This window comes from Paraburkholderia sp. TE9906, from assembly GCF_056279605.1.
On the sequence record NZ_JBWCCT010000007.1, the window covers coordinates 298214 to 324955 of the forward strand.

23 protein-coding genes are annotated in these 26742 nt (G+C 63.3%); 11 read left to right on the top strand and 12 right to left on the bottom strand.

Annotated elements, in window-relative coordinates:
• Positions 1-582 carry a peptidylprolyl isomerase gene (locus ACZ9H4_RS20950; protein WP_476120639.1) on the top strand — a complete coding sequence of 194 codons (582 nt, stop codon included), beginning with the start codon at positions 1-3 and terminating at the stop codon, positions 580-582.
• A 63-nt stretch (positions 583-645) separates the two neighbouring features.
• Here ACZ9H4_RS20950 and ACZ9H4_RS20955 read toward each other — a convergent pair whose 3' ends face one another.
• Positions 646-783: a hypothetical protein gene (locus ACZ9H4_RS20955; protein ID WP_476120641.1), complete on the bottom strand. Its 138-nt coding sequence runs from the start codon at positions 781-783 to the stop codon at positions 646-648.
• Here ACZ9H4_RS20955 and ACZ9H4_RS20960 point away from each other — a divergent pair.
• Complete coding sequence (locus ACZ9H4_RS20960) at positions 782-1276, top strand: peptidylprolyl isomerase (protein WP_168669883.1); 495 nt, start codon at positions 782-784, stop codon at positions 1274-1276. The genes ACZ9H4_RS20955 and ACZ9H4_RS20960 overlap by 2 nt on opposite strands.
• 44 nt (positions 1277-1320) lie before the next feature.
• A complete protein-coding gene (locus ACZ9H4_RS20965) occupies positions 1321-2118 on the top strand; it encodes a UDP-2,3-diacylglucosamine diphosphatase (protein ID WP_408144120.1) in 798 nt (265 codons plus the stop codon).
• A 271-nt stretch (positions 2119-2389) separates the two neighbouring features.
• On the opposite strand, the gene cysE is transcribed toward ACZ9H4_RS20965, so the two are convergent.
• Both cysE and ACZ9H4_RS20975 read right to left on the bottom strand, forming a co-directional pair.
• Positions 2390-3220: a serine O-acetyltransferase gene (gene cysE / locus ACZ9H4_RS20970; protein ID WP_408157050.1), complete on the bottom strand. Its 831-nt coding sequence runs from the start codon at positions 3218-3220 to the stop codon at positions 2390-2392.
• A 187-nt stretch (positions 3221-3407) separates the two neighbouring features.
• Entirely contained in the window at positions 3408-4244 is an 837-nt protein-coding gene (locus ACZ9H4_RS20975) for an RNA methyltransferase (RefSeq protein ID WP_408144116.1), read from the bottom strand.
• Positions 4245-4916: 672 nt separating this feature from the next.
• On the opposite strand from ACZ9H4_RS20975, the gene ACZ9H4_RS20980 reads away from it, so the two are divergent.
• Entirely contained in the window at positions 4917-5720 is an 804-nt protein-coding gene (locus ACZ9H4_RS20980; RefSeq protein ID WP_121317432.1) for an inositol monophosphatase family protein, read from the top strand.
• Between the two features lie 69 nt (positions 5721-5789).
• Here ACZ9H4_RS20980 and ACZ9H4_RS20985 read toward each other — a convergent pair whose 3' ends face one another.
• Both ACZ9H4_RS20985 and ACZ9H4_RS20990 read right to left on the bottom strand, forming a co-directional pair.
• Complete coding sequence (locus ACZ9H4_RS20985; RefSeq protein WP_476120644.1) at positions 5790-6269, bottom strand: glycosyltransferase family protein; 480 nt, start codon at positions 6267-6269, stop codon at positions 5790-5792.
• 286 nt (positions 6270-6555) lie between these two features.
• Entirely contained in the window at positions 6556-6867 is a 312-nt protein-coding gene (locus ACZ9H4_RS20990; RefSeq protein WP_476120646.1) for a tetratricopeptide repeat protein, read from the bottom strand.
• A 633-nt stretch (positions 6868-7500) separates the two neighbouring features.
• Between ACZ9H4_RS20990 and ACZ9H4_RS20995 the strand changes: the two genes are divergently transcribed.
• The 4 genes from ACZ9H4_RS20995 to ACZ9H4_RS21010 all read left to right on the top strand — a co-directional run bounded on the left by ACZ9H4_RS20995 (position 7501) and on the right by ACZ9H4_RS21010 (position 13541).
• Positions 7501-7665 (top strand): hypothetical protein, encoded by a 165-nt coding sequence (locus tag ACZ9H4_RS20995; RefSeq protein WP_408144112.1) that lies wholly within the window; start codon positions 7501-7503, stop codon positions 7663-7665.
• Between the two features lie 343 nt (positions 7666-8008).
• Positions 8009-9307, top strand: coding sequence for a lysophospholipid transporter LplT (gene lplT / locus ACZ9H4_RS21000; protein ID WP_476120648.1), 1299 nt, complete (start codon positions 8009-8011; stop codon positions 9305-9307).
• 159 nt (positions 9308-9466) lie between these two features.
• Positions 9467-12157: a DNA mismatch repair protein MutS gene (mutS, locus tag ACZ9H4_RS21005; RefSeq protein WP_476120650.1), complete on the top strand. Its 2691-nt coding sequence runs from the start codon at positions 9467-9469 to the stop codon at positions 12155-12157.
• Positions 12144-13541 (top strand): metallophosphoesterase family protein, encoded by a 1398-nt coding sequence (locus ACZ9H4_RS21010; RefSeq protein ID WP_408324157.1) that lies wholly within the window; start codon positions 12144-12146, stop codon positions 13539-13541. Before mutS ends, ACZ9H4_RS21010 begins: the two co-directional genes overlap by 14 nt.
• Here the strand turns inward: ACZ9H4_RS21010 and ACZ9H4_RS21015 are convergent.
• Positions 13521-14060 (bottom strand): FKBP-type peptidyl-prolyl cis-trans isomerase, encoded by a 540-nt coding sequence (locus ACZ9H4_RS21015; RefSeq protein WP_121317423.1) that lies wholly within the window; start codon positions 14058-14060, stop codon positions 13521-13523. The genes ACZ9H4_RS21010 and ACZ9H4_RS21015 overlap by 21 nt on opposite strands.
• Before the next feature lie 32 nt (positions 14061-14092).
• Here ACZ9H4_RS21015 and ACZ9H4_RS21020 point away from each other — a divergent pair, with 32 nt between their 5' ends.
• Both ACZ9H4_RS21020 and ACZ9H4_RS21025 read left to right on the top strand, forming a co-directional pair.
• Positions 14093-15343 (top strand): JmjC domain-containing protein, encoded by a 1251-nt coding sequence (locus ACZ9H4_RS21020; protein WP_476120653.1) that lies wholly within the window; start codon positions 14093-14095, stop codon positions 15341-15343.
• A 235-nt stretch (positions 15344-15578) separates the two neighbouring features.
• Positions 15579-15842: a hypothetical protein gene (locus tag ACZ9H4_RS21025; RefSeq protein WP_168669870.1), complete on the top strand. Its 264-nt coding sequence runs from the start codon at positions 15579-15581 to the stop codon at positions 15840-15842.
• Between the two features lie 150 nt (positions 15843-15992).
• On the opposite strand, the gene ACZ9H4_RS21030 is transcribed toward ACZ9H4_RS21025, so the two are convergent.
• The 3 genes from ACZ9H4_RS21030 to ACZ9H4_RS21040 form a co-directional block, all read right to left on the bottom strand.
• Entirely contained in the window at positions 15993-18269 is a 2277-nt protein-coding gene (locus tag ACZ9H4_RS21030; RefSeq protein ID WP_408144101.1) for a DNA repair helicase YoaA, read from the bottom strand.
• 63 nt (positions 18270-18332) lie between these two features.
• Positions 18333-18551 (bottom strand): DUF465 domain-containing protein, encoded by a 219-nt coding sequence (locus tag ACZ9H4_RS21035; protein WP_042322843.1) that lies wholly within the window; start codon positions 18549-18551, stop codon positions 18333-18335.
• A gap of 135 nt (positions 18552-18686) precedes the next feature.
• Positions 18687-19670 carry a hypothetical protein gene (locus tag ACZ9H4_RS21040; RefSeq protein ID WP_476120813.1) on the bottom strand — a complete coding sequence of 328 codons (984 nt, stop codon included), beginning with the start codon at positions 19668-19670 and terminating at the stop codon, positions 18687-18689.
• 330 nt (positions 19671-20000) lie between these two features.
• Here ACZ9H4_RS21040 and ACZ9H4_RS21045 point away from each other — a divergent pair, with 330 nt between their 5' ends.
• On the top strand, positions 20001-22349 hold the full coding sequence (locus ACZ9H4_RS21045) for a Tex family protein (protein ID WP_476120657.1): 2349 nt from the start codon (positions 20001-20003) through the stop codon (positions 22347-22349).
• Positions 22350-22583: 234 nt separating this feature from the next.
• Here the strand turns inward: ACZ9H4_RS21045 and ACZ9H4_RS21050 are convergent, their stop codons facing one another.
• The 3 genes from ACZ9H4_RS21050 to ACZ9H4_RS21060 form a co-directional block, all read right to left on the bottom strand.
• Positions 22584-24470, bottom strand: coding sequence for a potassium transporter Kup (locus ACZ9H4_RS21050; protein WP_408144095.1), 1887 nt, complete (start codon positions 24468-24470; stop codon positions 22584-22586).
• Positions 24471-24769: 299 nt separating this feature from the next.
• On the bottom strand, positions 24770-25360 hold the full coding sequence (locus tag ACZ9H4_RS21055; RefSeq protein ID WP_168669864.1) for a phosphoribosyltransferase: 591 nt from the start codon (positions 25358-25360) through the stop codon (positions 24770-24772).
• Between the two features lie 3 nt (positions 25361-25363).
• Positions 25364-26710 carry an adenylosuccinate synthase gene (locus tag ACZ9H4_RS21060; protein WP_121317409.1) on the bottom strand — a complete coding sequence of 449 codons (1347 nt, stop codon included), beginning with the start codon at positions 26708-26710 and terminating at the stop codon, positions 25364-25366.
• Positions 26711-26742: the final 32 nt, after the last annotated feature.

The following is a 26742-nucleotide window of genomic DNA, read 5'->3' on the forward strand; positions in this document are numbered from 1 at the left end:
ATGAAATGGTTGATGTTGGCGCTCGGCAGCGCCGCCCTGATCGCAAACGCACCCGCTTTTGCCCAGTCCGGTTCGCAAGCCGCGCATCCGTCCGTGCTGCTCAAGACATCGGAGGGCGACATCCGCGTCGAGTTGTATCCTGAGAAAGCGCCGAAGACGGTCGCGAATTTCCTCGACTACGTGAAGTCCGGCCAGTACAGCGGCACGATCTTCCATCGCGTGATTCCCGGCTTCATGATTCAGGGCGGCGGCTACACGCAGAGCTTCGCCGAGAAGCCGACGCGCGCGCCGATTCCTCTGGAGAGCCGCAACGGTCTGAAGAACCTGACCGGCACGCTCGCGATGGCGCGCACCAGCGATCCGAATTCGGCCACCGCGCAGTTCTTCATCAACACGGTGGACAATGCCGGCCTCGATTATCCGAATCCGGACGGCAGCGGCTATGCGGTGTTCGGCAAGGTCACGAGCGGCATGGACGTCGTGAAGAAGATCGAAGCCACGCCCACCACCTCGCGCGGCCCGATGAGCGACGTGCCGAAGACGCCGATCGTGATCCAGTCGGCCACGGTGGTCGGCAAGTAAGTGAGCAGCTAAGCGGACGAAACACGACGAGCGCGCATGAACGAACGCAAGCGTGCTCTCGAATCAGCACAGCAACGCCCGCACGTCGACTTGTTGGTGCACAATCCACGCCCCGGCGCGGGCCGCCGTCAATGCAGTACGCAACGCATGACGACTCGCCGCGCCCTTTTTACCCACCCGTTCATCAAAGGATTCCATCATGGTTGAACTGCATACGAACCACGGCGTCATCAAACTCGAACTGGACGCTGAGAAAGCACCGAAGTCGGTTGAGAACTTCCTCAACTACGTGAAGGCCGGCCACTACGACAACACGGTGTTCCACCGCGTGATCGACGGTTTCATGATCCAGGGCGGCGGTTTCGAACCCGGCATGAAGCAGAAGCCGACGGCCGAGCCGATCAACAACGAAGCGAACAATGGCCTGAAGAACGTCAACGGCTCGATCGCGATGGCGCGCACCAACGACCCGCATTCGGCGACGGCACAATTCTTCATCAACGTGAACGACAACGACTTCCTGAACCACTCGTCGCCGACGCCGCAGGGCTGGGGCTACGCGGTGTTCGGCAAGGTCGTCGACGGCATGGACGTGGTCGAGAAGATCAAGAAGGTCAAGACGGGTTCGAAGGGCTTCCATCAGGACGTGCCCGCCGACGACGTCGTGATCGAAAAGGCTGTGATCGTCGACTAATCCACCACGCGTCGACTCGTTTGAACTGAAATCAGGCACCTTCAATGCTGCAAGAGACGCCGCTGCGAAGCGTCGCCGCGGGCGTGCCTGGCGAGGGCCAACGCCCGCGCGCCGCACGCCCGTTTTTTCTCCTCTCCGACATTCATTTGAGCGAGGCGATCCCGCATACGGTCGCCGCGTTCGAGCATTTCATTCGCGTGACCGCCGAGCAGGCGGACTCGGTGTTCATACTCGGCGATCTGTTCGAGTACTGGGTCGGCGACGACATGCTGGTCGAGCCGTTCGTCGCGCGTATTGCGGCGCTGCTGCACACGCTGTCGGAGCGCGGCATCGCGCTCTACATCATGCACGGCAATCGCGATTTTCTGCTCGGCAAGCGCTTCATGAAAGTGGCCGGCGCGATCTGGCTGCCCGATCCGTTCGTGATCACCGCGTTCGGCATCCGTGTCGCGCTCGCGCATGGCGACGGTTTGTGCACCGCGGATCGTGGCTATCAGATGTTCCGGCGTTTCGCGCGCAACCGTTTCGCGCAGATGCTGTTTCTCGCGTCACCGTTTCGCTGGCGCCAGAGGCTCGCCGAAAACATGCGCGCGAAGAGCGAGCATGGCCGCATGCGGCCGGTCTCGTTGAAGTATGACGTGACGGCGAAGGCCGTTGCCGCGCTGTTCAAAGCGTCGAAAACGGCGACGATCATCCATGGGCACACGCATCTGCCCGCGCGGCATCGCGAGCCGGGCGGCACACGCTGGGTTCTGCCGGATTGGGATCTCGACCATGGCGCCCACCGCGGCGGGTATCTGCGGATCGATGCGGATGGGATTCGGGCGTTGCCGTTGGGATGAGGCTGGCTGAGTGAGACTGGTCGACGTGAGTGGCCTGACTTCTGGCCGGTTTGATCTTTGGCTTACTGCCCTGCCGACCCGCTTGAAGTCGACTTGCTTTACGCTGACTCGCTTGACGACACGCTGATCCGAAATGGCTCGGCTCGCGGCCGACTCGTTTGAAATGGGCTTGCCGGCTTTGCTTCCTGCGGCAAGGCCCGCCGTCTGAAACCACCCCGCCAGAAACCTCCCGAGCCGGCGCCACCCTTCACAACGACCGGCCCGCCGGCGATTACCGCTGCGCCACCGCACCTTCCTCTTTCCCTGCAATCGCGGCCGACAGGCGCCGCAAATCGAGCAACGCCGCGTCCGCGCCCTGCAAGCCTTGCAGACCTTCGAGGCTCGTGCCCAAGCGCTCCAGCGCGTCGACGATCTCGTCGATACGCTTCGATTGCGTGGCGGCATGATCGATCAGCCCGTGAATCGCCAGCGACACCGGATCGTCCGCATTCGGCGTGATGCCGTATGCGCAGAATGCGCTGCGTTCGCTCGCGCGTTTCGCATCGCGTGCGGCGTCGTTGCCGTCTACGTTGGCGGTGCTCGCCGCCGCGGGCACGATGATCCGCGCTGGATTGCCCACCGCCGTGCCGCGCGCGGGCACCGGTTTCGTCACCACGGCGTTCGAGCCGATCTTCGCGTCCGCGCCGATCGTGAAGCCGCCGAGCACCTTCGCGCCCGCGCCGACGATCACCCCGCGTTCGAGCGTCGGATGCCGCTTCGCACCGCGCGTGAGCGACGTGCCGCCGAGCGTCACGCCCTGATAGATCGTGCAGTCGTCGCCGATCTGCGCGGTTTCGCCGATCACCACCCCCATACCGTGATCGATGAACACGCGCCGCCCGAGCGTCGCGCCCGGGTGGACTTCGATGCCGGTCATGAAGCGCGCCATCTGCGAGATGAAACGCGCGAGCCAGCGGCGCTTCGCCTGCCAGCACGCATGCGCGAGCCGGTGCAGCACGAGCGCGTGCAGCCCCGGATAACACGTGAGCACTTCCCATGCGCTGCGGGCGGCGGGGTCGCGCTCGCGGATCGTGGCGATGTCTTCGCGAAGTCTCGTGAACATAGCAGGGACAGTGTGTTGTGGGAGAAGGACCGTCTGCGCGCTGCGACACTGCTGCGTCACGCATGACGGCGATGCGGCCGCTTAGCACGGCTGCAGATTTAGTTAGAACGTTGCGGGGATTGTAGGTCGATTGCGAGAAACCTGCCGGAAGTCCACGCTGCCGGCAAGGTCGTCGGCCGAATGCGGCTCAGGGTGCGTCGCCGTCGGTTCGCTTCGCCTTCAGCAGAATGTGCTTTGCGATGCCGCGCACGATGTTCACTTCCTCGCGCTCCAGCCCGGAGCGCGCGAAGAGCCGCCGCAAGCGCGACATCAGTTTTTTCGGATTGGCCGGATCGAGGAAGTCGAGGGCGACCAGCGCGCTCTCGAGATGCGTGAACATGCTTTCGATTTCGTCGCTCGCCGCGCGCGGGCCGGCCGGTTCGACCTGCGTCGCGCTCGCCTGAGCGGTGACCAGCGCGCGGGCCGTCGCGTCATCCTCGGACAGATACTCAGTGCGCAATTCGTACGCCAGCACCTGCACGGCCTGCGCGAGATTCAGCGAGCTGTAGGCCGGATTGGCCGGAATATGCGCGAGCGCGCTGCAGCGCTCGACGTCCTCGTTCGACAGACCCGTGCGCTCGTTGCCGAACACCAGCGCGATCTCGCCATGCACCGCCTGGTCATGCGCGACCGCGGCCGCGGCACGCGGCGTCCACTGCGGCGGACCATATTCGCGCAGCCGCGCGGTCAGCGCGATCGACCAGTGCACGCCGACCAACGCGTCGGCAAGGGTCGGCACGACGTGCGCGGAAGCGAGCACGTCGTCGGCGCCGCTCGCCATCGCGATCGCTTCCGGATCGCTCTGCACATGCGGCACGCGCGGCGACACCAGCACGAGCCGCGAGAAGCCCATCGTCTTCAGCGCGCGCGCCGCCGCGCCGACGTTGCCGGGATGGCTGGGTTCGACGAGCACGAAGCGTGTCGAGGTGAAGCCGCCGCGCAGCTCGGCCACGGCGGGATCGGAGGAATGGTGGGTGTGGTCCACGATGGCACTCTGCAAGCTAAAGACGCGTATGGTAGCGCCAACCTCGGGCAGGCTCCGAATTGCCGCGAGGCGGGGCGGCGAATTCCGCACCGCCAGGCGAACGATGTGGCGGCCGCGGCGCTACTTCGCCGTTGCCATGCCGCTGCCGGCCGAAGGCAATTTCATCGCCCGCGGCGGCCAGGCAACGAGTCAGGCGGTCGTCACACAGAAGCGGTGACGCCGCCCGCGACGCCACTTCGCGCTCGCCACGCCGCTGCCGGCGGAGCGCAATTTCACCGCCGCGTGACAGCCGGGCAGCCGGGGAGGCGACCGCCTTGCAGAAGCGAAGCCCTCCGCCAGACGTTCCCCGCTCCGCCGCCGCGAACCGGCCATGCGGCTGCTCCACAGCGCCCCAAAGCGCCCCGCTCGCCGCCGAATTCCCGCCCCCAACGCGAACGCTGCCGCGTCGCCCGGACTCAGGTAAAATACCAGGATTCGCGCCCGGTTTCGGCCCTTCGCTCAACCGGGCGCCTCGTTCTTATTCAATTCGTCTCCGTCGGCGGAATGCGCACCGGTCCTGTACCGGGCGGGCGTTCCGTGCTGTTTCCGCGCTCTTCGGGCGCCCAGTCAGCGCAGGTTTAGCGCTCATTTACCGGCCAGCAGCCGTGCTGCCCCGGCACAAGGATCAGTCTCATGCATCCCATGCTCAATATCGCTGTGAAGGCCGCGCGCCGCGCAGCCCAGATCATCAACCGCGCGTCGCTCGACCTCGATCTGATCCAGGTCAGCAAGAAGCAGCACAACGATTTCGTCACGGAGGTCGACAAAGCGTCTGAAGCGGCGATCATCGACACGCTGAAGACCGCCTACCCCGATCATGCGATCCTCGCCGAAGAATCCGGCAAGTCGGATAACGAATCCGAGTACCAGTGGATCATCGATCCGCTCGACGGCACCACCAACTTCATCCACGGTTTTCCGTACTACTGCGTGTCGATCGCGCTCGCGCACAAGGGCATCGTGACGCAGGCGGTGGTCTACGACCCGACCCGCAACGACCTGTACACCGCGTCGCGCGGCCGTGGCGCGTTCCTGAACGACCGCCGCATCCGCGTGGCCAAGCGCGACCGTCTCGCCGACGGCCTGATCGGCACCGGCTTCCCGTTCCGTGAAAAGGACGGCATCGAAGCCTACGGCCGCCAGTTCGCTGAAATGACCGAAGCCTGCGCGGGCTTGCGCCGTCCGGGCGCCGCCGCGCTCGATCTGGCGAACGTCGCCGCGGGCCGCATGGACGGCTTCTTCGAACAAGGCCTCAGTGCGTGGGACGTGGCCGCGGGCAGCCTGCTGATCACGGAAGCCGGCGGTCTGGTCGGCAACTACACGGGCGACTCGGACTTCCTGCACGTCGGCGAAATCGTCGCGGGCAACCCGAAGATCTATGCGCAGATGATCCCGGTCCTGTCGCGTTACAGCCGCACGCGCGAGCAGTCGGCTTAAGGACGGCTGTCGTCAGGGTGCTGGCCTGAGTCGATATTGCTTCGGCTTTGATTCAAGCTCGAACCGGCATCAATTCGGCCCTGCGCCGGCGTGTTGAACAAAAAAGCGGCTTCGGCCGCTTTTTTGTTGGCGGCTCTGCATCGCATGCGCGTTCGTGCTACAAGCGGGATGCCGTGCCGGCGCGCTGCTTCGTCCGGCGATTTTCAGTCCGGACTTGGGGAGGCGGCGCGACCAATTCTCAATCCTTTTCTTTGGCACGCTCAGGTAAGGCAAACTCGCAGGGATAGTTGCTGCAGTTGTTCCGGGCAGGAATGGAACGCTATGTATGTACCTCCAAAAATCGTGTGCCTGACATCTGGAAGTATTAAATACGATAGTGGAGATTACCGAGTCTATGCCTTCGACAGATTCAAATATCGCTCGAATTTCAGGCTTGCAGACGAGAGTAATGCGTTTCGCTCCGCGATGCTTCAATACGCCAGCATATCTGACCAGTTGAATTTGATCTCCGAATCCCTGCTCGGGCAAGATGAGCAAGGTCTTTCCCATCAATGATTCGCCTTGCCACCGAGGGAATCCGATCAAAGGAGGATGCACAAAACCCCTTTAAATCCCTTATCCAGGCGGGCCTCGAAAAGTGCCCCTCCCTCCGACCATCGCCCTGCATACAAGAGCAGCACGCCGAGCTGTAGTTTATAAGTGGCATTATCCGGAGAAATACCGAGAGCATGCCGGTAGGCCGCCTCGGTTTCTGCGAACGTCCGAAATCTTTTAACAGAAAACCCAATTTCGCAAACGCCTCAGCATTATCATGATTAACACCGATAGCCTGACGTTATGTCGCTTCTGCTTCACCAAGGCGCCTCTGGATACGAAGCGTGTCACCAAGATTAAACAAAGCGGCCATATGGTCTGAGTTGATCGCCAGCGCACGTCGAAAGCATGCTTCCGCCTCCGAAAGACATTTTCGGCTTCTATGCACCAAGCCCATGTTGGTCTGCGCATTCGCGCTATCTGGATTTTTTTCAACGGCTTGGGACCAGCAGACGCCTGCACTGTCCAATCGGCCCATTTGAAATGCGCGCGCCCGCGCGATATTTAATATTTCCGCATCTGCTGGATGATATTGCAGCATCAAGAGCCGCATTGAAGTCCCCCTTTCTGTAGAGGGCGACAACTTGATTCGAACATTCAACAGCAGAGATGTACTTCATTGTTAATCTGTCTCGATAATTAACAACTTCTGGCAACGCTGATCAATGAAAAAACGGAAAAATTATCCGCGTCCAGTTTGCGTGCTGCGCTCGCAAGTGCGGATGAGTTTCGTTGCATGACGGAATAATCTCTAAAGTACAGATCGAACTTTAATTTCGCGGCCCGAGCGGCGTCATTAAATAGAAATCATACCATCTCAGTCGACCTTTCCGCCGTTTGAGGCTTGCTCTGTTGCCGAAGACGAGATGGAACCCTGTGCCTTGGGATCGTCTACAACGAGCATGCACTAGCCGATGCAATATAAATGAGACAGCCTCGCTGCACGAATCTACAGCCGGAAAGACCGGCCCAGGCGTGGGCGTGGTCTTCGTCACCGCCTTACAGGCTTTGTCGGGGGCGCGCGGACTGTATTCGTGAGAAAGCAATGACACGAATCCAAAAATTGCTCGCAGATCATGCAACGCGAATAAACCTGACAATCCCTGACATTTATCGCGTATCGGACACGGGCCTGCACGTGATCGGCATTGCCGTGACCAAGACGTAGACCAGCGCGGACAGCACCATGTCCACCGCGTTGTCGAGCTGGGCATTCGACCTCACGCCCCTCCTGCTGCAAGGCCTGCGCACACTTTGCGCACGTCGTCTGCACGCGCGCCACCAGCGGCGCAGATTCAACCCGGATATCGTCACTGTTTACCAATTTTTCATTATGACTTTTTCCAATTAATGAAATAACAATTTTAAATAAAGCGGGCAAAGTCAATTCAACCATCTTTCATGGTGGAGGAACGCGTTTTGGAAATACAGTGCAATTGCACTGCAAAATAGAATGAATAATCCGTCAATTCATCGACTGAACAGGTAATCCGTCATATTCTCGAAAACGGGATTGGTGCTGATCTGTCCCGGCGTGGAAATGACAGCATCGGATGAACGATCCGTCACGCCTTTGACACAAGCCGGGTATGCTGTCCCCTCGCCTAATCGTGCGGGGAATTGCGGGGGGAAAGGATTCCCCCAAGTGAGGCAAGCTCCCGCTCCACCGCGTCAGATAACGCATACCGCCATTCATGTCCAAAGGCTTCTACACGATCATCGCGGCGCAGTTCATTTCGTCGCTCGCGGACAATGCCCTGTTGATCGCCGCCATCGCGCTGCTCTCCGTGATCCGCTCGGCCGCCTGGATCACCCCGCTTCTGCAGATCTTCTTCACCGTCTCGTACGTGCTGCTCGCGCCGTTCGTCGGCGCATTCGCCGACTCGCTGCAAAAGCGCCACGTGATGTTCATCTCGAATGCGCTGAAGGCGAGCGGCTGTCTGATGATGATCGCAGGCGTTCACCCGATGATCGCCTACGGCGTGGTCGGCTTCGGCGCGGCCGCGTATTCGCCCGCCAAGTACGGCATCCTCACCGAACTGCTGCCCGCGGAAAAGCTCGTCAAGGCGAACGCGTGGCTCGAATCGGCGACAGTCCTCTCGACCATCGTCGGCACCATGGTGGGCGGCGCGCTGATCAGCAGCTTCGCCGACAGATTCGTCGCCCATGCGCAGCTGCCGCTAATCCGCTCCGCCGCCGATCTGGCGATGTTCGCGGTGATGATCACCTACGCGATCGCCGCCGCGATCAACATGTTCATTCCCGATACCGGCGCCCGTTATCCGAATCGTCTGTCAGAACCCACGAAGCTGGTCGGCGATTTCTATCACTGCTTCAACGTGCTGTGGGCCGACAAACTCGCGCAGATCGCGCTGTGGGTCACCACCTTGATGTGGGGCGGCGCGGTGACGCTGCAATTGCTGGTGCTCAAATGGGCCAATGTGAACCTCGGGCTATCGCTATCGAAGGCGGCGGTGATGCAAGGGGTGACAGGGCTCGGCATCGCGGCCGGCGCAGCCGCGGCGGCCGCGCTGATTCCCTTGCGCAAGTCGCTGCGGGTGCTGCCGGTCGGCATTCTGACCGGCGCGGTGGCGATCGCGATGGCCTTCTACAACAAGGACCTGTTCCCGCCGGGCGCTGGCATCCGGATCGGCTCGTACGTCGCGCCGTTCTATATCCTGCTCGCGTATCCGCTGATGATCCTGCTCGGCGCGCTCTCGGGCTTTTTCATCGTGCCGATGAACGCGATTCTTCAGCATCGCGGCGCGACGCTGCTGTCCGCGGGCCATTCGATCGCCGTACAGAATTTCAACCAGAACCTCGCCGTGCTGCTGATGCTCGGCGCCTATGCGCTGCTGCTCACCGCGAAGATGCCGGCGCAATGGATCATCGTCGTGTTCGGCAGCTTCATCACGTTCATGATGTGGCTCGCCAAACGGCGCAGTGCGGTGAACGAGCGCACGGTGGACATGCGGGCGATGGCCGGGGAATGACGCCATCGCAGCGGCACGCCGTGCGCATTCGAGCGCGCGCAAGCCGCTGCACCGCGCGGGACGAACCGCTGCGCGGATTGGCCATCCGGCCAGGGTCCGCTCGCTGCGCCGGCGGGTTAAACTCACGCCCTGAACAGCTAACGCAAGAAGACACCGAGGATGGGCATTCAAACCGCAGCGGCCAACGACGTCGCACAACACACGCCGATGATGCAGCAGTATTTGCGCATCAAGGCAGAGCATCCGGGCACGCTGGTGTTCTACCGGATGGGCGACTTCTACGAACTCTTTTTCGAAGACGCGGAAAAAGCCTCGCGTCTGCTCGATCTGACGCTCACGCAACGGGGCGCGTCGGGCGGCAATCCGATCAAGATGGCGGGCGTGCCGCATCACGCGGTCGAACAGTACCTCGCCAAGCTGGTGAAGCTCGGCGAATCCGTCGCGATTTGCGAGCAGATCGGCGACCCGGCCACGTCGAAGGGCCCGGTCGAGCGCAAGGTGGTGCGCGTGGTCACGCCGGGCACGCTGACGGACGCAGCGCTCCTGTCCGACAAGAACGACGTCTATCTGCTCGCCATGTGCGTCGCGCACAACCGGCGCGGCGTCGCGACCAGCGTCGGCCTCGCGTGGCTGAATCTGGCGAGCGGCGCGCTGCGCCTCGCGGAAGTCGCGCCCGACCAGGTGGCGGCCGCACTGGAGCGGATTCGTCCCGCCGAAATTCTGGTCGCCGACACGCCCTCCGATTCCGCAAGCTGGACGCCGCCCGTGAACGCGAGTGCGCTGACACGCGTGCCGGTCTGGCATTTCGATATCGCCTCGGGCACGCAACGCCTGTGCGATCAGCTGGAAGTGGCGGGCCTCGACGGCTTCGGCGCGCATTCGCTGACCTGCGCGTGCGGCGCGGCCGGCGCGCTGCTGCTGTATGCGGCGTCCACACAGGGACAGCAACTGCGTCACGTGCGCAGTCTGAAGGTCGAGTACGAATCGGAATATATCGGCCTCGACCCTGCCACGCGCCGCAACCTCGAACTCACCGAAACGCTGCGCGGCACCGAATCGCCCACGCTGTGTTCGCTGCTCGACACCTGCTGCACGACCATGGGCAGCCGTCTGCTGCGTCACTGGCTGCATCATCCGCCGCGCGAGTCCGCGGTGGCGCAGGGGCGTCAGCAGGCGATCGGCGCATTGCTCGACGCGCCGCCGGGCGCGGACGTCGACACGCTGCGCGGCGCGTTGCGGAAGATTTCGGATATCGAACGGATCACAGGGCGGCTCGCCCTGCTGTCGGCGCGCCCGCGCGATCTGTCCAGTCTGCGCGACACTTTCATCGCACTGCCCGAACTGCGTGCGCAACTCGCGGCCGTGTCGTCGAACGCGGATTCGCTCGCGCGCATCGATGCGTCGCTCGAACCGCCGCAAGCCTGCGTCGAACTGCTCACGCGTGCGGTCGCGCAGGAGCCCGCGGCGATGGTGCGCGACGGTGGCGTGATCGCGCGAGGCTACGATGCGGAACTCGACGAACTCCGCGATATTTCGGAAAACTGCGGACAGTTCCTGATCGACCTCGAAACGCGTGAGCGCACACGTACCGGGATCGGCAATCTGCGCGTCGAATACAACAAGGTGCATGGCTTCTATATCGAAGTCACGCGCGGCCAGACCGACAAGGTGCCCGACGACTATCGCCGCCGTCAAACGCTGAAAAACGCCGAGCGCTACATCACGCCGGAACTGAAGACTTTCGAGGACAAGGCGCTGTCGGCACAGGAGCGCGCGCTCGCCCGCGAACGTTCGCTGTACGACGCGCTGCTGCAAACGCTGCTGCCCTTCATCCCGGATTGCCAGCGGGTCGCCTCGGCGCTCGCCGAACTCGATCTGCTCGCCGCATTCGCCGAGCGCGCCCGCGCGCTCGACTGGGTGGCGCCGACGTTTTCGCCGGACACCGGCATCGAGATCGAACAGGGACGGCACCCGGTCGTCGAGGCGCAGGTCGAGCAGTTCATCGCCAACGACTGCACGCTTACGCCCGAGCGCAAACTGCTGCTGATCACCGGCCCGAACATGGGCGGTAAATCGACCTTCATGCGCCAGACCGCGTTGATCGCCCTGCTCGCGTACGTGGGCAGCTATGTGCCGGCGCGGCGCGCTGCGTTCGGCCCGATCGACCGCATCTTCACACGCATCGGCGCGGCCGACGACCTGGCCGGCGGCCGCTCGACCTTCATGGTCGAGATGACCGAAGCCGCTGCGATCCTGAACGACGCCACGCCGCAAAGCCTCGTGCTGATGGATGAAATCGGCCGCGGCACGTCGACGTTCGACGGGCTCGCGCTGGCGTGGGCCATCGCGCGGCATCTGCTTGCGCACAATGGCTGCCATACGCTGTTCGCCACGCACTACTTCGAACTGACGCAGTTGCCGGCCGAGTTTCCGCATGCTGCCAACGTCCATCTGTCGGCGGTCGAACATGGACACGGTATCGTGTTCCTGCACGCGGTCAGCGAAGGTCCGGCCAATCAGAGCTACGGTCTGCAGGTCGCGCAGCTCGCGGGCGTGCCGAACGCGGTGATTCGCGCGGCGCGCAAGCATCTCGCCCATCTCGAACAGCAGTCGGCGGCGCAGCCCGCGCCGCAACTCGATCTGTTCGCCGCGCCCATGCCGATGCTGGTCGAAGACGCGGACGATGTTGAACACGACGCCGGGTCCGCACAAGCGTCGGCATCGCCCGCGATGCAGGCACTCGTCGAACGTTTGCGCGGCATCGACCCCAACGATCTGCGCCCACGCGAAGCACTCGATCTGCTGTACGAGCTGCACGAACTGGCCTCCGCGCCGGATGCGGATCATTGACGCACACAGGCCCTCGCAGCGTCCGCGCGGAATTCGCGCGGCGCTGACTTTCGCTTTCGCGTTGATCGGCGCTCTCGCGGGACTTCTGTCTCTCGCGGGACTCATCGCATTCGCCACGCCCGCCTACGCCGCGGCGCCGCGCTTTACCTTCGCGGTCGTCGCCAACACGATGCACGGCCCCGCCGACGAACCCGCCACGCAGCGGCTGATCGAGGCGATCAACCGCGAGCGCGACGTGTCGTTCATCGTCTACAACGGCAATCTGAAGGGACCGAAAGAAGCCTGCCGCGATGCGCTCTACGAGCGCCGTCACACGCTGCTCGAAACCTCGCGCATCCCTCTATTCTTCATTCCGGGCCAACATGACTGGGTCGATTGCGGCACGGCCGAAGCCGGTGGCTTCGACCCGGTCGAAAGGCTCGACCTGCTGCGTCAGACTTTGTTCGCGGACGCCACGTCGATGGGCCAGAATCCGATCGCGTTGACGCGCGAAAGCGAAGTCTCGCGCTTTCGGCCGTTTCGCGAGAACGTGCGCTGGTTATCCAACGACAACTCGGGCGACAAAGGTGACAAGCCCGGCGACATCGTGTTCGTCGGCCTGAATGCGCCGAGCCCGAACAATCACTATCTGACCGCGGGCGGCCGCAACGGTGAATTCGAAGACCGGGTCATCGCCAATGCCTTCTGGCTCGAACACGCCGGCGAATACGCCAAACGCCGCGACGCGCGCGCGATCGTCGTATTCCTTCAGGGCGACTTCGATCCGGAACGTTACGAACGGCCTGACCGTTTCGCGTGGCTGCGCTTTGCGCACAGCCCTCGCCGCGACGGCTTCATGGAATTCAAACGCAGCCTTGTCAAGCTCGCGCAGATTTTCCACGGACCCATACTGGTAATACACGAGGACGACGAACGCGCCAACGGCGGCTTCGTGATCGATCAGCCGCTACGCAATGACAAGGGGATGCTGGTGACGAATCTCACGCGAGTCGCGCTTGCGCCGCATGATCGTCTTAACCAATGGATTCAGATTGAAGCGGAGCCCGGCAGGAAACCGCCGTTCCGTGTGAGCGTGCGCGATGTGCCGAAGCATATGCCGATGCCCGCGACGCAACCGGCATGGCCGCGCGAGGAACCGGCTGCTTCGATGCCGGCCGTACCCGCACTCGGACCGGCATCGGAATTGCCGCCGCTACTGCAGACTCCCGGCGAGCCGCAACCGGATCAAGTGCCGCGCCTGCCGGCCGATCAGGGCGGCGGCGGATATGGACCGGCGATGTCGGCGCCGCCCGCCCCGGCCTCCACGCCGCACGCGCCCGGCACCTCATCAGGCTCGAGCGTGCCCGGCGGCGTGCCGGCAAGTTCAGTGCAGAGTGGGCCCTGACTTGTCTTCGTCTTCCTCGTCGTCTTCGTCGAGGATTTCGAGGCCGTCAGCACCATGCGCATGCTCGTGCTGGATTTCGTCTTCGGTAGCCGGGCGTACGTCTTTCACGGTCAGCGCGAAACGCAGCGCCATGCCCGCGAGCGGATGGTTGCCGTCGAGCACGACCTTGTCTTCCGCGACTTCGGTCACCACGTAGACGAGCGAGTCGAGATCCTCGTCGCCTTCTTCCGGCGTGCCTTCGAATTGCATGCCGACTTCAAGCGGTTCCGGGAAACGATCGCGCGGCTCGATCTTCACGAGATCGGCATCGTACTCGCCGAACGCGTCTTGCGGTTCGAGCTGGATCTGAGTCTCGAAGCCGGCCTCGTGGCCGTCGAGCTCTTCCTCGATCTTGGGGAACGTGCCATCATAGCCGCCGTGCAGATAGACCATCGGCTCGTCGCTTTCTTCAATCAGATTGCCCTGCGCATCCGATAGCTTGTAAGCGACCGACACGACGGTGTTCTTTGCGATTTTCATTCGATTCTCCAGAATACAACTCACATTATACGATGCCCAAGCGGCCCACAGACCACCCGGCCGATGCAGCTTCGGCACGGAATTCGTCGCCGGCTTCAAAGCCGGCGCTTGCCGTTCTTCCACCCTCGCCCGACACGCCGACTGCGTTGCTCGGCAATTTGAGTCCGTCGCAATTCATGCGCCGGTACTGGCAAAAAAAGCCGTTGCTGATTCGCCAGGCGATTCCGAACGTCGAGGCGCCGCTCTCACGTGACGAATTCTTTGAACTGGCCGATCAGGACGAAGTCGAAGCGCGCCTGATCACCCACTTCCGCAACAAATGGCAGCTCGAGCACGGCCCGTTCGCGCCCGACGAACTGCCCTCGGTGAAGCAGCGCGCGTGGACGCTGCTCGTGCAAGGCGTGGATCTTTACGACGATCGCGCGCGCGCGTTGCTCGACCGCTTCCGCTTCGTGCCGGACGCGCGCCTCGACGACCTGATGATCTCGTACGCAACCGATGGCGGCGGCGTAGGCCCCCACTTCGATTCCTACGATGTGTTTCTTTTGCAAGTAAAAGGCAAGCGGCGCTGGCGCATCAGCTCGCAGAAAGATCTGACCTTGCAAGCCGGCCTGCCTTTGAAAGTTTTACAGAATTTCCAGGCCGAAGAGGAATGGCTGCTCGAGCCGGGCGATATGCTGTATCTGCCGCCGCACATCGCGCATGACGGCATCGCGGAAGGCGAATGCATGACCTGCTCGATCGGCTTTCGCGCCCCTGCCGCGAGCGAGTTGACCGCGCAGTTTCTCTACCATCTGGCCGAGCGCGGCGAATCGGCGGGCAGGACGGGCGCGCTTTACCGCGATCCGCAGCAGCCCGCCGTCGACCGTCCTGCGGAGTTGCCGGCGGCGCTGGTCGAGAAGGTTGGCGCAATCCTTGCTGGCATCAAATGGAAAGAGCAGGATATTGCGTCGTTCCTTGGCACCTATCTCAGCGAACCGAAGCCGAGTGTCGTGTTTGATCCGCCGCAAAGGCCGCTCAACGAAGCCCGTTTTATCAGTCAGGCAGCGAAGTCCGGCCTGCGGCTCGACCGCAAGACCAATCTGTTGTACAACCGCCGTTTTTTCTTCGTAAATGGAGAAGAAACGTCATTTGATGGCGCAAAAAAATGGCTGTTTGATCTCGCGGATCACCGGTGCTTGAGTGCGAAACGCTTTGTAACACTCTCACACGATTCGTCGGTGACAGCACTGCTACACGAGTGGTATTGTGCGGGCTGGATACAAGTGGGCGAGCTTGCGTAACTCTGCTCGCCTGCTATATACCGTACCGTTGAAATTTTGTATGAGAAAGACAACGTATTGACCCCGGATTTATCGACTGTCAGTACGAAAGTGCATATAATTTCCGCCCAAGCCGTAGGGAAGATTCCAGCTCGTCGAAAGAGCGTCTCCACCAGCGGCCCAGGTCGGTGTTGGAGCACATTACCGGTTTTATTTTGCGCTGTTGCTTACCTTTAAACCATAAAAGGACGTGATCATGAAGAAATCCCTCCTCGTAGCATCCCTGTTGGCAGCTGTGGCACTGGCTGCATGCAACAAGAGCAACGATCAGGCCGCTGCCCCGGCTAGCGACGCAGCTGCTGCTTCGGCACCGGCTGCTGCTGCAGCTTCCGATTCGGCTGCTGCTGCGAGCGACGCTGCTGCTTCGGCTACGGCTGCTGCTTCGGATGCAGGCGCTGCTGCTTCGGACGCAGGCGCTGCTGCTTCGGCTGCTGCTCCGGCTTCGGCTGCAAGCAACTAAGCTGTAGCTTAGGGCTCGCCTCTGGGCGAAAACCGCACCGCGAAATCTTCCCGATTTCGCGGGTGGTAAAGCAAAACGCCACGGATTCACATCCGTGGCGTTTTGCCATTCAGGCGCCGTTTTTCAACGGCGGTTCGACCCACATCCGGCCTATTGAACCGGCGTCGAATTCTCTTCGAAGAACTCGCGCACCACCTCGATCTCACGGGTACGTTTGAACGGCGGCAGGCTTTGCCAGATACGACGTCCATACGGCTTGTCGACGAGGCGCGTGTCGCAGATCATCAGCACACCGCGATCGGTCTCCGCGCGAATCAGACGGCCCGCGCCCTGCTTCAGCGTGATCACGGCCTGCGGCAACTGATGCACGGCAAACGGGCTCAAGCCTTTCTTCGTCAACGCATCGAGCCGCGCCGACAGCACCGGATCGTCAGGCGGCGCAAACGGCAGCTTGTCGATCACCACTAGCGACAGCGCATCACCGCGCACGTCCACCCCTTCCCAGAAGCTCTGGCTACCCACCAGAATCGCATTGCCGTACGAGCGGAACCGGTCGAGCAACTCGGTGCGGCTCGCATCGCCCTGCACAAGCAGCGGGTAGTTCCAGCCGCGCGCTTCGATCGTGTCGCGCAACTTCGCCGAGATGCGATCCACCGCGCGCAGCGTCGTGCACAACATGAAGACGCCGCCGCCCGAGGCTTCGATCGCGGGCAACGCGGCGTCGAACACGGCGTCGGTAAACATCGGCGAGGAAGGCTGCGGCAAGTTGCGCGGCACGTACAGAAGCCCCTGCGTCGGATAGTCGAAGGGACTGGGCAGCGTCATCGAGCGCCTGGCGTTCAGACCCATCTGCGCGGCGTAGTGCGTGAAGTCGCCGCGCACCGACAACGTCGCCGACGTGAAGATCCACGCACGCGGCACGCCGGCGCGCTGCTTCGCGAAGATCGGCGCGACCGACAGTGGCGTCTCGTGCAACTGCACGGTATGGGAGAAGACTTCGATCCAGCGCACCTTTTCGTTCGGGTCCGCGCGTTCGGCGTTGCCGTCGTTCGAGGTGGCCTGCTGTGCGTCGGCGGCATTGCGCTCGGTCGCGGTGGGCGGCGTGGTCCAGCCGGCCAGCACGCCCTGCAATTCACGCGCACGACGCAGACACGCGCCGATCGACTCGGCGCGTTCGGCCTGCCCCGCCAACGCGGTAGCCAATGCGTCGAGTTCGGTTTCGAGCGTTTCGAGCGCGGGGAACAGCGGATGATCGTCGGGCAACTGGCCGATCGACAAACGCACCGAGTCTTCCTTGAACGCGAGCCGCACATCGCGCGCCGCGCGCTCGAGCGTCGCGCCGAGCTTGACCCAGTCGACCGTTTCGCGCGCATGGCCCAGACCTTCGGCGACCGAGTCGCGCGCGAGCTCGAGAAACTGCGTGGTCGACAGCGTCTCGCCGAAGAACAGCGTCGCGGTCTCGGGCAGCTGATGCGCTTCGTCGAAGATGACGGTGTTCGCGGTGGGCAGCAGCTCGGCCATGCCGGTGTCGCGCAACATGATGTCGGCGAAAAACAGGTGATGGTTGACCACCACGATATCGGCCTGCTGCGCTTCGCGGCGCGCCTGCATCACGAAGCAGTCTTTGTAATGCGGACACTCCTGGCCGAGACAGTTTTCGCGCGTCGACGTGACCATCGACCACACCGCCGCCGTTTCCGGCACGCTCGCGAGTTCGGCCTTGTCGCCGGTGCGCGTGATCTTCGCGAAGCGCACGATGTCCTGCAGATACGAGGTTTCCTGGCGCGACGGCAGACGGCCGTTATCCGCGGTGCGCTGCAGATAGTAGTGGCACAGGTAGTTGGCGCGCCCCTTGAGCATCGCGACCGACACCGGCACCGCGAGCGCGTCGCGCACGGTCGGAATGTCGCGCTGGAAGAGCTGGTCCTGCAAGTGCTTGGTGCCCGTGGAGACGATCACCTTGCCACCCCACAGCATGGCCGGCACGAGGTACGCATAGGTCTTGCCGGTGCCCGTGCCCGCTTCGACGATCAGCGTGTTCTCACTGCCGTCGAGTCCGCTCGCTCCGGTGTTTTCAGAGGCGTCGGCCGCGGCCTCGGCGCCGGCCGCGCCGGCCGTCTGCAGACGCCGTGCAGGACGCTTCTGCGCCTCGAACATCGCGGGCTCGGGCATCGCGCGGCCCGACGCTTCCATCGCCGCGGCGACTGCGCGCGACATTTCGATCTGCGAGGCCCGCGAGCGATAGCCGTCGATCTGCCGGGCCAGCAGACCGTCGTCGGCGAAGATCTGATCCAGCTCGGCGACGCGCCGCGGATTTAACGACGCGCTCAGCGCGGACGCGCCAGGACGCGGCGCCGGCGTGCCGGTAGCTGCTGCGGTGTCGTCGTCCGACGTGCGCCGGGATGAAGTTTCAAGCGGTGAATTCAAGGCAAGCGTTCCTGCAAAGTCCGGCTCGCGCGGCGCGCGCCCGGCGCCTGCCAGGCCGCGAACTCAGGCGCGTGCGTCCGGTTCGAGCTGCAATTGCAGCAAGATGATGGTGTCCTTGACTTTGAGTTTGCGCTTTTTCAGGCGCTGCAACTCGAAGTCGTCGATGCCGGGCTCATCCGACATTCGGTCGATCAACCGATCGAGCCCACTGTGCTCCGATTCCAGTTGCAGAATCCGGTCGCGAAGTGTGTCCGCGTTGATGACGTGGTGATGATCGCGCATGCTCGCCTCCTCCCGTCTGCGGCGCGGGCTGCGCGCGCAGACCGACGCCTGAGGTTGCTGTCCGGCTTAAAACGCGTTACGGCGACTACGGACTACGGTCCTGGCCAGAACCCGCCAGGACCCACTACAGCACATTTACTGTTGCTGCTGTTGCTGTTTTTGCTGCTCTTCGAGTTGCTGCTGCTTCAACTGGTCTTGCCGCTTCTGCTCGGCCTTCTCGGTCGCCTGCTTCTGACGCGCTTCCACATCGGCCTTGTGCTGGGCGGCATCGACCTGCTTCTTCTCGAAGCTCTGCTGCTTCTCAACGCGCTCCTGCGCCTTCTGCGCGCCCTGCTGCCGCGCTTCCTCGAGCTTGCGCTGATAGTCGGACTGCTTCTGATCGTAGGCCTGCTGATTGGCCGCCCCCTGCGACGGGCTGATGCCACGCTGCGCCTGATCGATCGCATGCTGGCGCTGCTTGTCCTCGTAGGCCTGCGCGTTGGCCGCGCGTTGCGGCGCTTCGGCGCCGCGTTGTGCCTGATCGATCGCGTGCTGACGCTGCTTGTCCTGGTAAGCCTGTTCGTTGCGCGTATCTTCGGCGGCACGCTGCGGCGCATCCGCTTCGTTGCGGGCGCGGCGCAGCGCGGCCCGTTCGTCGCGCGCGCGCGCGCGTTGCGCACGCTGCTCGCCGTCGAGCGCGAGCTGTTCCTTGCGGATCTCCGCCTGCACCGCACGCATGCTGTCGCGCGCCCGGTTCAGGCAGTGATTGACGAAGAACCGGCTGTAGCAATTGTGCTGCGCGACGCCGTAGGTGTAGTTGTTCTCGTCGCTGCGCTGATCCAGCGCGCGTTGCCGCGCTTCGAACGAGTTGTCCGGTGCGGCCGCGTCGCTCGCGCTATCGGCACTCGCCGCGCTGTCGGTGTCCGCGTCGCCGGCCGGCGCTTCGTCCTGCGCGGTTGTTGCTGCTGCCGGCGCTACAGCCTCCGCGGGCACCGCCGGGCTATTGCCCGCCGACGCCGGCGTTTGCGCCGCGACCGGTGTTGCGGACAGGGCCAGCGCGGCCGCCATCACACACGACGCGCACGATACGGCGAACATCCGCTGCGCGATGATAGTGGACCCGAAGGTGGACCCGAACATGGACCCAAGCGCGGCGCGCGCCGCCGACACCATCGAGGTGAGCGACAAACGCGACGAAAACAGCGGCGATTCTGGCAATACCGGCGACAAACCCGGTGACAGGCGAGAGACCAAGCGGGAGCCCAGGCGGTTGAGGGACAAGGAGATTGGCAACGTCGTAGAGGGTCAGCGGAACATGCCCGAAATTCTATCACCCTGCGGTTGAGCCCTTTGGCATTTATGGCAAAATGCCCCGCTCCAGCAACCTGGTCGCAGCGCACACGCCCGGCGTGTCCCGACGCGCCGTCAGCGCGCGGCCCCTGACTGAGTCCGCAGGAACACCAAGACCTTATGACGGAAACCGTAGCACTCAAGATCGTACAGCGCATCGCCGCCGAACTGTCCGTCCAGCCGCGCCAGGTCGCGGCCGCGGTGCAACTTCTCGACGAAGGAGCGACTGTTCCGTTCATCGCCCGCTACCGTAAGGAAGTGACCGACAATCTCGACGACACGCAACTGCGCAATCTCGAGGAACGCCTGCTGTATCTGCGCGAACTGGAAGACCGGCGCGCCGCGATCATCACGAGCATCGACGAACAGGGCAAGCTCACCGACGAGCTGCGCAGCGCGATCGAAGGCGCCGACAGCAAGCAGGTGCTGGAAGATCTGTACCTCCCGTATAAGCCGAAGCGCCGCACGCGCGCGCAGATCGCGCGTGAAGCCGGTCTTCAGCCGCTCGCCGACGCGCTGCTGGCCAATCCGCTGCTCGATCCACAAACCGAAGCCGCCGCGTACGTGGACGCCGAGAAAGGCGTCGCCGACGTCAAGGCCGCGCTCGACGGCGCACGCGACATCCTCTCCGAACAGTTCGGCGAAACGGCCGAGCTGCTCGGCAAGCTGCGCGACTACCTGTTCAACCAGGGCGTGGTGTCGTCGAAAGTGGTCGAGGGCAAGGAGAACGCGGAAGAAGAGAAATTCCGCGACTACTACGATTACGCGGAGACCATCCGCACGGTGCCGTCGCATCGCGCGCTGGCGCTGTTCCGCGGCCGCAATGCGGGCGTGCTGATGGTCAAGCTGGGCCTCGGCGAAGAGCTCGACGCACAAGTGCCGCATCCGGGCGAAGCGCTGATCGCGCGCCACTTCGGCATCGCCAATCAGAACCGCCCGGCCGACAAATGGCTCTCCGACGTGTGCCGCTGGTGCTGGCGCGTGAAGGTGCAGCCGCACATCGAAAACGAACTGCTGACCAACCTGCGCGACGAAGCCGAACACGAAGCAATCCGCGTGTTCGCGCGCAATCTGAAGGACCTGCTGCTGGCCGCACCCGCCGGCCCGAAGGCCGTGATCGGTCTCGATCCGGGGATGCGCACCGGCGTGAAAGTCGCGGTGGTCGATCGAACCGGCAAGGTGCTCGCCACCGACGTGATCTATCCGCACGAACCGCGCCGCGACTGGGACGGCTCCATCGCGAAACTCGCGCGCATCTGCGCGCAGACGCAGGCCGAGCTGATCAGCATCGGCAACGGCACGGCGTCGCGTGAAACGGACAAGCTCGCGAGCGAGCTGATTGCGCGTCATCCGGAATTCAAGCTGCAGAAAATCGTCGTGTCCGAAGCGGGCGCGTCGGTGTACTCGGCCTCCGAACTCGCGGCGAAGGAATTCCCCGACATGGACGTGTCGCTGCGCGGCGCAGTGTCGATTGCGCGCCGCCTGCAGGACCCGCTCGCCGAACTCGTGAAGATCGAGCCGAAGGCGATCGGCGTCGGCCAGTATCAGCACGACGTCAATCAGCGCGAACTGGCGCGCTCGCTCGACGCGGTGGTCGAAGACTGCGTGAACGCGGTCGGCGTCGATGCGAACACCGCGTCGGTCGCGCTGCTCGCGCGCGTGTCGGGCCTGAACGCAACGCTCGCGCGCAACATCGTCGATTATCGCGATGCGAACGGTCCGTTCCCGTCGCGCGAGCAGCTGCGCAAGGTGCCGCGTCTCGGCGACAAAACCTTCGAACAGGCCGCCGGCTTCCTGCGCATCAACAACGGCGAGAATCCGCTCGACCGTTCGTCGGTGCACCCGGAAGCGTATCCGGTCGTCGAACGGATGCTCGCGAAGATCAGCAAGCAGGTCGGCGAAGTGCTCGGCAATCGCGACGCGCTGCGCGGGCTGTCACCGAGTGAATTCGTCGACGAGCGTTTCGGCCTGCCGACCGTGCGCGATATTCTGCTCGAACTCGAAAAGCCGGGCCGCGACCCGCGCCCCGAGTTCAAGACCGCGACGTTCCGCGAAGGCGTCGAGAAGGTCAGCGATCTGACGCCGGGCATGGTGCTCGAAGGCGTGGTGACGAACGTGGCGGCGTTCGGCGCGTTCATCGACATCGGTGTGCATCAGGATGGTCTCGTGCACGTATCGGCGATGTCGACGAAGTTCATCAAGGACCCGCACGAAGTCGTCAAGGCCGGCCAGATCGTCAAGGTGAAGGTGCTCGAAGTCGACGTGAAGCGTCAGCGCATCGCGCTGACCATGCGTCTGGACGACGAGTTCGGCGCGGCTGCAGCACGCAGCGGCGGCGGCGCGCAGCAGGATCGCGGCGGTGCCGCCCGCTCGGGCGGTGCAGGACGAGGCGCTTCGCAGCAACGCTCGCGCGAACCGGAACCGGGTGGTGCGATGGCTGCCGCGTTCGCGAAGCTCAAGCAGAAGTAAGCGCGTCGGGTTTGCGCGTGGGCGGTATGTTGACCCGCTCACGCGCTGGCCTACGTATGCTTCCGGGCAGGCATGTGCGCACCTTCATCGCCTGAGCGCTCGCGCGGCGATGAATGCGCCGATGCGGCAACGAAGCCCTTGAAGAAACCCAAACAAAAAGCCCACGCAATCGCGTGGGCTTTTTGTTTTCGCGCCCCGTCGTACGAAGCGCCCAGCAACCCGCTGTGACCGTGCTCAGATCTCGATCTTGGTTCCCAACTCCACCACCCGGTTGGCCGGAATGCTGAAGAAGTCCGTCGGCTTCGCGGCGTTCTGATGCATCCATGCGAACACGCGCTCGCGCCACACCGACATGCCCGGCAGTTGCGTCGGCACCACCGTTTCGCGAGCGAGGAAGAACGACGTGTCCATCAGCTCGAAGGTCATGTCGTGCGTGCGGCCGACTTCGAGCAGCACCGCCTTCACATCGGGCGTTTCGTTGAAGCCGTACGCCGCCTTCACGAGATACAGACCACCGTCGAAATCCTTGACCGTCACACGCTCCGCGTCGTTCACGTACGGAATATCGCGCGTCACGAAGGTCAGGAAGATCGTGCGTTCATGCAGCACCTTGTTGTGCTTCAGGTTGTGCAGCAGGCTCACCGGCACCAGCGTATCGCTGCCGGTCAGATAGATCGCCGTCCCCGACACGCGATGCGGCGGATGGGCAAGCAACCCCTGCAGGAACGGCATCAGCGGGATACCGTCGGCGGCCGTGCGCTCCTTGACGATCATCCTGCCCTTGAACCAGGTCATCAGCAGGAAGAACAGCAGTGCGCCGATACCGAGCGGCAGCCAGCCCCCCTCCTCGACCTTCAGCAGATTGGCGCCGAAAAAGCCCAGGTCGATCGTCATGAACACACCGATGATCAACGCCACCAGCAGCTTGTTCCAGTTCCACACGTTGACCATCACAACGCACGCGAGGATCGTCGTGATGACCATCGTCGCCGTCACCGCGATACCGTACGCGGCGGCGAGATTGTCCGAGCTCTTGAAGGCGATCACGATGCACAGGATGATGAACAGCAGCATCCAGTTCACCACGGGCACATAGATCTGCCCGATCGCCAGTTCCGACGTGTGCAGGATCTTCATGCGCGGCACGTAGCCAAGCTGGATCGCCTGGCTCGTCAGCGAATACGCGCCGGAGATCACGGCCTGCGAGGCGATCACCGTCGCCACCGTCGACAGCACGACGAGCGGCAGCAACGCCCAGTCGGGTGCGAGCAGGAAGAACGGATTTTCGATGGCCTTCGGGTCGTGCATGAGCAGCGCGCCCTGGCCGAAATAGTTCAGCACCAGCGACGGCATCACCAGCAGATACCACGCCATGCGGATCGGCTTCGCGCCGAAGTGGCCCATGTCGGCGTACAGCGCTTCGGCGCCGGTCAGCACCAGCACGACCGAGCCGAGCACCACATAGGCCTGCAGCACGTGCGCGGCCATGAACGAGTACGCGTAATACGGGTTCAGCGCGCGGATCACGTTGGGCGCCTGCCCGATATGCCACAGGCCGAGCGCGGCGAGCACGACGAACCACACCACCATGATCGGGCCGAACAGGCGGCCGACCATCGCCGTGCCGTGCCGCTGAATCCAGAACAGCAGAATCAGGATGACGATCGTCAGCGGCAGCACCAGATGTGACAGATGGGGCGCCGCAATCTCGAGGCCCTCGACCGCCGAGATCACCGAGATGGCCGGCGTAATCACCGCATCGCCATAGAACATGCAGGCGCCGAAGATGCCGAGCATCACCAGCAGGCCGGCCATTTTCGACTTCTCGTCCAGCGAGCGCAGCGCCAGCGCCATCAGCGCGAGCACGCCGCCCTCGCCGTTATTGTCCGCGCGCATCACGAACAGCACGTACTTGACGCCGACCACGATCATGATCGCCCAGAACAGCAGCGAGATCACACCGAGGATCGATTGCTCGGTCAGTGGAATGCCGTGCGACGGGCTGAATGCCTCTTTCAACGAATACAACGGGCTCGTGCCGATATCGCCGAACACCACTCCGATCGCAGCAATCGCGAGGGAAGGCAGTGGCTGTTTGTGCTCGTGATTGTTATCTGTCATAGACGCGAGGAATCCGTTCCCTGAGCGGAAAAAACGACCGCTATTCTAAACTGCCCGCCTGACGCCGCCCTGCTTGTTGTGGATACACCACGTGGATAGTCCGCGCAGTGTAGCACTGCGTTTTGCACGCGTCTGCGGGGTCGGCCGTCCGGCCGGCGCCGCCATCACGCGGATTGCGAAGTGCATTCGAGCCGCGCGCAGGCGGGATGGATGCGCAAAAAAAAACGGAGCCCATACGGGCTCCGCTTTGCGGGCACTGCGGTGCAAACGACGCGATGGTTAAAGCGCCGAAGTCCACATCACTCTCCCGACGACTCCTGCGCCTGCGCGACACCGCGCTTGATCCACGCGCCGAGGTTGTGCGGACGAACCGTGTCCCACTCCTCGAACGGTTGATGAATCCACGGATTGGTGGGCAGATACTGCACGTGGTAATCGGGCTTCACCTTCGAGCAGCCCTTGTACCAGAGCACCGCCGAACGCACCGCGGTAATCGCCGGATAGCGTTCCTTCAGATGCTGCTGAACCCGCGCCAGCGTGACGCCCGAATCGACCAGGTCGTCGACCAGCAGCACGTTGCCGTGCAGCTCGCCGCGCGTCATCGTGATGTATTGCGCGATGTCGAGTTCGCCCTGCTCCGTGCCGGCCGCTTCGCGATACGAGCTGGTGGCGAGAATCGCCAGCGGCAGGTCGTAGATGCGCGAGAGCTGGTCGCCCACGCGTAGGCCGCCGCGCGCGAGGCACAGGATCTGATCGAACTTCCAGCCCGATTCGTGCACGTCGAGCGCCAGCAATTCGATTAGCCGGTGATACTCGTCCCAGCCGACCCACAGGTTCTTGTCGTCATTGCGCGGATCTTTCATCGCGATCATGGGTACACCTTGAACCATGGCTTAAACCTTGAACGGATGACGCAGCAGAATGGTCTCGTCGCGATCCGGACCGGTCGACACCATGTCGATCGGAATGCCCGCGACTTCCTGCACACGCGACAGATACGCGCGCGCATTGGCCGGCAGCTTGTCCCATTCCTTGATGCCGACGGTGCTTTCCTTCCAGCCCGCGAAGGTTTCGTACACCGGCACGCAACGCGCGACTTCCGACGAGCCACGCGGCAGCAGATCGACATTCTTGCCGTCGACCGTGTAGCCGACGCATAGCTTCACTTCGTCGAGGCCGTCGAGCACGTCGAGCTTGGTCATGCATAGACCCGACACGCCGTTGATCTGGATCGAGCGGCGCAGCGCGGCGACGTCGAGCCAGCCGGTGCGGCGCGGACGGCCGGTGACCGAGCCGAATTCCTTACCGACGGTGGCCAGTTCCAGGCCGATCGCTTCCTGACGCGCGGCGTTGTCCGCATCGTACAGTTCGCTCGGGAACGGGCCCGAACCGACGCGCGTGCAGTACGCCTTGGTGATACCGAGAATATAGTTCAGCTTTTGCGGACCGACGCCCGCGCCCGCCGTCGCCGCACCTGCCACGCAGTTGCTCGACGTGACGAACGGATAGGTGCCGTGGTCGATGTCGAGCAGCGTGCCTTGCGCGCCTTCGAACAGCAGATTGCTGCCGGCGGCATTCGCGTCGTACAGACGGCGCGAAACATCCGTGACCATCGGCTTCAGACGGTCGGCGTAGCTCAGCATCGTGTCGAGCGTTTGCTGGAAGTCGACAGCGGCGACACCCAGGTATTGCGTGAGCACGAAGTTGTGATAGTCGAGGTTTTCGCGCAGGCGTTCGGCGAACGTCGCCGGCTCGAACAGGTCCTGCACGCGCAAGCCGCGGCGTGCCACCTTGTCTTCGTAGGCCGGGCCGATGCCGCGGCCGGTCGTGCCGATCTTGCCCGCGCCACGGCGCGCTTCGCGGCCCTGGTCGATGGCGATGTGATACGGCAGGATCAGCGTAGTGGCTTCGGAAATGAACAGGCGGTTCTGGACATCGACGCCGGCGGCTTCGAGTTCGCCGATTTCCTTGAACAGCGCTTCCGGCGACAACACGACGCCATTGCCGATGTAGCACGCGACGCCGGGATGCATGATGCCCGACGGAATCAGACGCAAGATGGTTTTCTTGCCGCCGATGATGAGCGTGTGACCGGCATTGTGACCGCCCTGGAAGCGAACGACGCCTTGGGCGTGGTCCGTCAGCCAGTCGACGATCTTGCCCTTGCCCTCATCACCCCACTGGGTTCCCACGACGACGACGTTACGCCCGGGGTTCACATTCACTGCGCTGGCAGACATGTTGTTTCGTAAGCTGGTTAAAAACGTATTCT